The 7,804-nt window shown below is 76.0% G+C and carries 2 protein-coding genes; both read right to left on the bottom strand.

From position 1 onward, the window contains the following. The coding region (locus tag ACSNOC_RS26230) for a type I polyketide synthase (RefSeq protein ID WP_436750055.1) at positions 1–4,162 on the bottom strand (4,162 nt) is incomplete at its 3' end. Positions 4,163–4,195: 33 nt separating this feature from the next. Beyond that, a partial coding sequence (locus ACSNOC_RS26225) for an SDR family NAD(P)-dependent oxidoreductase (protein WP_436750054.1) occupies positions 4,196–7,804 on the bottom strand: 3,609 nt, incomplete at its 5' end.

Below are 7,804 nucleotides of genomic sequence, written 5' to 3'. Positions count from 1 at the left end.
GGAGGGCGGGCAGGCCGCGCTGCCGGAGCCGGTCCTCGGCACCGGTGTCCGCGACCATGCCGCCCTCGGCCCACGGCCCCCAGGCGATGGCGGTGGCGGCCAGGCCGCGTGCGCGGCGCCGTTCGGCCAGCGCGTCGAGGGCGGCGTTCGCGGCGGCGTAGGCGGCCTGGCCGCCGCTGCCCCACACGCCCGCGATGGAGGAGAACAGCACGAACGCGTCCAGCGGCCGGTCGCCCAGGAATTCGTCCAGGTGCGCGGCGCCCGCGGCCTTGGCGGCGAGTACGGCGGTGAACTCCTCGGCGGTGGTGTCGGCCAGCATGCCGGGCGTGCCGACACCGGCCGCGTGCACGACGGCCGTCAGGCCGTCACCGATCCCGTCGAGCAGCGCGGCCACGGCATCCCGGTCGGCCATGTCGCAGGCCGCCACCGTCACCTGGGCCCCCAGCGCCTCCAACTCGGCGGTGAGCGCGGCGGCTCCCTCGGCGGCCGGGCCGCGGCGGCTGGTGAGGATCAGGTGTTCGGCGCCGTCGGCGGCCAGGCAGCGGGCGACGTGGCCGCCGAGCGCGCCCGTTCCGCCGGTGATCAGGACGGTGCCGCGCGGCAGGCCGGTGCCCGGGGCGGTGCGGGGTGCGGTGGCGGGGGCCGCGTGGACGAGCCTGCGGACGTACACGCCCGAGGTGCGCACGGCGAGTTGGTCCTCCGGCCCGGCGCCCGCGGCGAGGACGGTGGCGAGCCGGTGGGCGGCGCGTTCGTCCAGCGTGGCGGGCAGGTCCAGCAACCCGCCCCAGCGGCGCGGGTGTTCGAGTGCGGCGACGCGGCCCAGGGCCCAGGTCTGGGCCTGGGCGACGGAGGCCGGCGGGTCGGAGGGGCCGATGGACACCGCGCCGCGCGTCACGCACCACAGAGGCGCGTCGATGGCCGCGTCGCCGAGCGCCTGGATCAGGGCGAGTGTGGCGAGCAGCCCGGTCGGTGCCGCCGGGCCGTGGGCGGGGTGGGGTTGCTCGTCGAGGGCCAGGAGGGACAGCACGCCGTCGACGGCGGTGCCGGTGGTGGCCGTCGCGGTGGTGCCCGCGGCGGTGGCGAGTCGGGCGGCCAGCGTGGCGCGGTCCGCCGTGGGCTCGATGGCCAGGGGGACGACCAGGGCTCCCCGGTCCTGCAGCACGTGGACGACGGCGGAAGCCCAGGGGTCGTCCTCCCAGTCGGCGGGCAGCGCGGCGAGCACGGTACGCCCGCCCGGGTCGGCCGGGTCGAGCGCGGGGGCGGGTTTCCACGCGACGCGGTAGCGCCAGCCGTCGACGGTGGTCCGCTCGCGGTGCCGGCGGCGCCAGGCGGAGAGGGCGGGGAGGACGGCGGGCAGCGGGGCGTCGCCGGGGAGGTGCAGCCGTTCGGAGAAGGCGTCGAAGTCTTCGCGTTCGACCGTCGCCCAGAAGTCGGCCTCGGCGGGATCCTGGCCCGCGGGGGCGGTGGGGGTGGACTCCAGCCAGTAACGCTGCCGTTGGAAGGCGTAGGTGGGGAGCGCGACGCGCCGGGCGCCCGTTCCGGCGAGCACCTCGGACCAGACCACCGGCACGCCGTGAACGTGCAGCTCGGCCAGGGCCGTTGTGGCGGACAGGAGTTCCGGCCGGTCCGGCCGCAGGAGGGGGGCCACGAGCGCGCCATCGCCCACCAGGTCGCGGGCGGGCGCGGAGAGGGCTCCGCCGGGGCCGACCTCGATGAACGCGGTCACGTCCCGGCCGGTCAACGTCCGTACGGCGTCGGCGAAACGGACGGGTTCGCGGATCTGGCGCAGCCAGTAACCGGGGTCGGTCATGTCCTCGCCGGTCGCCGTGGTGACGACGGGGAGGGACGGCGCGCCGAACGAGACGGTTTCCAGCTCCGCGCGGAACGCGGCGAGCATCGGTTCCATCAGCGGGGAGTGGAAGGCGTGGGAGACCGCGAGCCGCTTGGTCTTCCACCGGGCCGTCATCTCCGCGACGGCCTGCTCCTCGCCCGACACCACCACCGAGGCCGGGCCATTGACCGCGGCGATACTCACCCGATCCTCGAACCCGGCGAGCCGGGGCAGGACATCGGCCTCCGCCGCCTGCACGGCCACCATCACCCCACCCGGCGGCAGCGCACCCATCAACCGCCCCCGCGCCGCGACAAGCCGCGCCGCGTCGTCCAAAGACAGCACCCCCGCCACATACGCGGCGGCGAACTCCCCCACCGAATGCCCACACACCACATCCGGCCGCACACCCCACGCTTCGAGAAGCCGGAACAACGCCACCTCAACCGCGAACAACCCCGGCTGGGCAAAGGCCGTCTCATGGAGCGCCCTCGGATCGTCCCCGAACACCACCTCCCGCAGGGGACGCGTCAGGTGGGTGTCGAGGTGCGCGCACACCGCGTCGAACGCGTCCGCGAACGCCGGGAACGCGGCGTACAACTCCCGGCCCGTGCCCAGCCGCTGACTCCCCTGTCCCGGGAACAGAAACGCCGTCCGGCCGCCCTTGCGCCGCGCCGTGCCCCGGATGCCGAGGTGGTCGAGGCCGTGCAGCAGTTCGTCGCGGCCGGTGCCGACGACGGCCGCGCGGTGGGGCAGGGCGGCGCGGGTGGTGGCCAGCGACAGCGCGACGTCGGCGGGCGTGAGGCCGGGCCGGTCGATGACGAACGCCCGCAGGCGGGCGGCCTGTTCGCGCAGCGCGTCGGCGTTGTGGGCCGACAGCAGCCACGGCACGGGACGCGGTTCCCCGGCGGGCGGCGCGGCTGGCACGGCCGGCTCGGGCCCGGTGTCCGGTTCTTCTTCGAGGACGACGTGGGCGTTGGTGCCGCTGACGCCGAACGCGGACACGGCCGCGCGGCGGGGACCGACGTTCCCGCTCCAGGCGACGGGCTCGGTCAGCAGCCGGACGGTTCCGGCCGACCAGTCGACGTGCGGAGACGGCTCCTCCACGTGCAGCGTGCGCGGCAGCAGACCGTTGCGCAGCGCCATCACCATCTTGATGACACCGCCGATCCCGGCGGCGGCCTGGGTGTGGCCGATGTTGGACTTCAGCGAGCCGAGCCACAGCGGCCGTTCGGGGGCGCGGCCCTGGCCGTAGGTCGCGAGGAGTGCCTGCGCCTCGATGGGGTCGCCCAGTGACGTGCCCGTGCCGTGCGCCTCGACCGCGTCCACGTCCGCCGCCGACAGGCCCGCGTTCGCCAACGCCTGCCGGATAACGCGCTGTTGGGCGGGCCCGTTGGGGGCGGTCATGCCGTTGCTCGCACCGTCCTGGTTGATCGCGGAGCCGCGCACCACGGCGAGCACCCGGTGGCCGTTGCGGCGGGCGTCGGACAGGCGTTCCACGAGCAGCGCGCCCACGCCCTCGGACCAGCCGGTGCCGTCGGCACCGGCCGCGAACGCCTTGCACCGACCGTCCGCCGCCAGACCTCGCTGGCGGCTGAACTCCATGAAGGCGCCGGGTGTCGACATCACGGTGGTCCCGCCGACCAGGGCCATCGCGCACTCGTCGCGGCGCAGCGCCTGCACCGCGAGGTGCAGGGCGACCAGCGAGGAGGAGCAGGCGGTGTCAACGGTTACGGCCGGGCCTTCGAGGCCGAAGACGTAGGCGAGGCGGCCGGAGATCACGGCGGCGATGTTCCCGATGCCGAGGTAGCCGTCGCAGTTGTCCGGCGACGCGGACAGCCGGGCGTAGTCCTGGCCGCTGTTTCCCGCGAACACGCCGGTGCGGGAGCCGCGCAGGGTGGTGGGGTCGATACCGGCGTGCTCGAAGGTCTCCCACGCCACTTCGAGCAGCAGCCGTTGCTGGGGGTCGGTGGCGAGGGCCTCGCGGGGCGAGATCCCGAAGAACTCGGCGTCGAACTCCGGGGCGTCGTACAGGAATCCGCCCTCGCGCACGTAGCAGGTGCCGGGCCGCGCCGGGTCGGGGTCGTAGAGCGCGTCGAGGTCCCAGCCCCGGTTGCCGGGGAACGGGCCGATGGCGTCCCGCCCGTTGGCCACCAGCTCCCAGAGGTCGTCCGGGGAGCGGACGTCTCCGGGGAAGCGGCAGCTCATGCCGACGATGGCGATGGGCTCGCGCGAGGCGTCCGTGAGGCTCCGGTTCTCTCGCCGCAGGCGTTCCGTCTCCTTGAGCGAGGCCCGCAGTGCCTGAATGAGGCGGTCGTCAGACGTGGTCACGGTGTGTGCTCCCTGTTCCTGTTCAGGCGTCGTTCAGGATTCGCTGTCGCGGAGGGCCAGGTGGACGAGTTCGTCGACGTTCATCGTCGCGATGGAATCCGTGTCGGCCTCGGGGTCGGGGTGGTCCGGGCGGGGCGCGGAATCCGCCAGCCGGAGCAGGGTGGTGAGGATTCCGGCCTCCCTCAGGCGGCGCAGGGGGATCGCCGTCAGCGCGCGGCGGATCTCCTGCTCGTCGGCCTCGGCGGTGGTCGCCCCCGGTGCCGTGTCGGCGGTGTCCGGGGCGAGTTGGGTGCGCATATGGTCCGCGAGGGCGTCGGGGGTGGGGTGGTCGAACGCGGCGGTGGCCGGGAGGCGCAGGCCGGTGGCGGTGGCGAGGCGGTTGCGGAGGTCGACGGCGGTGAGCGAGTCGAAACCCAGATCGCGGAAGGCGCGGTCCGGTTCGATGGCGTCGGCCTCTCCGTAACCGAGGGCCGCGGCGGCTTCCGCCCGGACGATGCCGAGCAGGGTGGCGTGTTGCTCGGCGGCGGGCAGCGGCGCCAGGCGGCGTGCGAGTTCCGCCGTCGCCTCGTCCGTTCCCCTTCCCGTTCCGGTTCCGGTCCCCGTTCCCGACCTCGTTGCCGCCGCGTCGGCGAGGGCCTCGCGGACCTCGGGGAGTCCGTCGAGGAGCGGGCTGGGGCGGCCGATGGTGAACGCGGGCGCGAAGCGGGACCAGTCGACGTCGGCGACGACCTCGGTGATCTCGTCCCGGTCCAGGGCGCTTTGGAGCGCGGCGATCGCGAGCGCCGGCGGGAGGGCGTTGAGTCCGCGCCGCTTCAGGTGCTCCTCGGCGCCGTGCTCGGTCGCCATGCCGCCGTCGGCCCACGGCCCCCACGCCACGGACGTGGCGCGCAGGCCGCGCGCGCGGCGGTGGTGGGCGAGCGCGTCGAGGTAGGCGTTGGCGGCCGAGTACGCGGCCTGGCTGCCGCTGCCCCACACCCCGGACACGGACGAGAACAGGACGAACGCGTCCAGTGGCCGGTCGCCGAGGAGTTCGTCGAGGTGGGCGGCGCCGGTGGCCTTCGCGGCGAGCACGGCGGCCAGTTCGGCGGGGCCGGTGTCGCGCAGCGGGGTGAACTGGGGCAGCCCGGCCGCGTGCACGACCGCTGTGGGGGCGTCCGTTGCGCCCAGTTCGTCGAGGAGTCGTGCCAGGGCGTCGCGGTCCGCGATGTCGCAGGCGGCGAAGGTGACGCGGGCGCCGCGCTGTTCGAGGTCGGCGCGGAGTGCGGCGGCGCCGTCGGCCGCCGCGCCCCTCCTGCTGGTCAGGACCAGGTGTCCGGCGCCCCGGTCCGCGAGCCAGCGGGCGGCGTGGGCGCCGAGCGCGCCGGTGCCGCCGGTGATCAGCACGGTGCCGCGCGGGCGCCAACCGCCGTCCGCCGCACCGGAGTCGGCGCGCGCCGTGGCGCGGGTCAGGCGGGGCACGAAGACGCCGGAGTCGCGCATCGCGTACTGGTCCTCCCGTGTGCCGCCGTCCGCCGGGGCGTCGGCCAGGGCGTCGGCCAGGCGGTCGAGGACACGCGCGGTCACGGCGTCGGGCAGGTCGATCAAGCCGCCCCAGCGGTGCGGCTCTTCGAGCGCGGCGGCGCGGCCGAGGCCCCAGATCAGGCTCTGCGCCGGGCGGCGCGGCGGGTCGGAGGGGCCGATGGAGACGGCGCCGCGCGTCACGCACCACAGCCGCGCGTCCGTGCCGATGTCCCCCATCGCCTGGGCGAGTCGGGCCACGAACAGGGCCGTCTCGTGGCCGTCCCCGGTGGGGAGGGCCAGCACGCCGGTCGCGGGCGGGGGCGTGGTGCCGTTCGGGCGGGTGGCGTCGGCGAGGAGGGCGGCGAGGGCGGCCCGGTCGGCACCGGGGTCGGTGACGTGGACGGTGACCGGTCGCGCGCCGCGCTCCGCCAGCACCCGGGCACACCCCGCCACGGTGTCGTCCTGCCCCGGCCCCCCGGACGTGACCAGCAGCCAGGTGCCGTTGAGGGGCCCGGGGGCGGCCGGTGCGCCGCCGGTGCGGGGCTTCCACGTGAGGCGGTAGCGCCACCTGTCGAGCGTGGAACGCTCCTTGCTGTCCCGGCGCCATGCCGACAGGGCCGTGAACACGTCGTTCAGGGGTGCCCCGGCGGTGATGCCGAGGCGTTGGGCGAGCGCTTGCGGGGTGCCGTGTTCCACGGTGCGCCAGAAGTCGGCGTCCGCCGTGCCGGGCACGTCCGCCGCGCCGGACGGCGTGGCCGGGGCGGCGCGGCCGGTCGCGTCGTCGTCGCTGCCGCCGCCGAGCCAGTAACGGCGGCGCTGGAACGCGTAGGTGGGCAGGTCGGTCGTCCCGCGGCGGGTGCCGCCCGTCCCGCTGGTGCCGCCGGGGAGGGCCGCCGCGAGGTCGCCGGGCAGTCCGCGCACGTGGAGGCCGGCGAGTGCCGTGAGGACCGATTCCTCCTCCGGCCGGTCGGGGCGCAGTGCGGGCAGGGCGGTGACGGCGGGGGTGTGCCCGTCGAGGGCCTGTTCGGCCAGGGCGGTCAGGACGGCGCCGGGTCCCAGTTCGAGGAACGTGGTCGCTCCCTCGGCGGCCAGGGCGCGCAGTGCGTCGTGGAAGCGGACGGCGTGCCGGGCGTGGCGGACCCAGTGGTCGGGGTCGCGCAGCTCCGCCGGCTCGGCCGCGCGTCCGGTGAGGGTGGAGACGAGGGGGATGGCCGGGGTGTGGAAGGGGAGTTCGCGGATCAGGTCCCGGAACGCGGCCAGCATCGGCTCCATCAGCGGCGAGTGGAACGCGTGGGACACGGGCAGGCGCTTGACCCGCCGTCCCCGGGCGGCGAGGCGGTCCGCGATCCGGGACACGGCGTCCTCGGCGCCGGAGATGACCACGGACGCGGGGCCGTTGACGGCGGCGATGTCCACCGGGCCGGTGGCGGCGGTGATCAGCGGCGTGACGTCGGCCTCGGCGGCCTCGACGGCGATCATCGCTCCCTCGTCGGCGGGCAGTTCCTGCATGAGGCGGGCGCGGGCGGCGACGAGGGCGGCGGCGTCGGGGAGGCGGAGGACGCCCGCCACGTGGGCGGCGGCCAGTTCGCCGATGGAGTGACCGGCGAGCAGGTCGGGGCGGACGCCCCAGGACTGGAAGAGGCGGAAGAGCGCCACCTCGACGGCGAAGAGGGCCGGTTGGGTGAAAAGGGTCCGGTCAAGGAGGGCCGGGTCGTTCCCGAGGACGACGTCGCGCAGGGGCCGATCGAGGTGGGTGTCGACGTGGGCGCACACCTCGTCGAACGCGTCGGCGTAGGCCGGGTGCGCGGCGTACAGGTCCCCGCCCATGCCGGGCTGTTGGCTGCCCTGCCCGGAGAACAGCAGCGCGAGCCGCCCGCCCCCGGCGGTGCCGCGTGCGATACCGGCCGGAGCGGTGGCGCCCGCCCGGCCGGCCGCCAGTGCTTCGAGTCCGGCGAGGAGCCCGGCACGGTCACGGCCGATGACGACGGCCCGGTGGTGCATCGCCGTGCGGGTGCTGACCAGGGCGTGGGCGAGGTCGGCGGGCGGCTGGTCGGGGTGGGTGCGGGCGTGCGCCAGGAGCCGCTGGGCCTGGTCGCGGAGCGCGGCGGCGTCGGCGCCCGAGACGGCCCAGGCGACGTGGCG

Origin of the sequence: Streptomyces sp. URMC 129 (assembly GCF_051386415.1) — a bacterium.
Lineage (GTDB): Bacteria > Actinomycetota > Actinomycetes > Streptomycetales > Streptomycetaceae > Streptomyces.
This window is presented reverse-complemented; position numbering and strand designations above follow the sequence as displayed.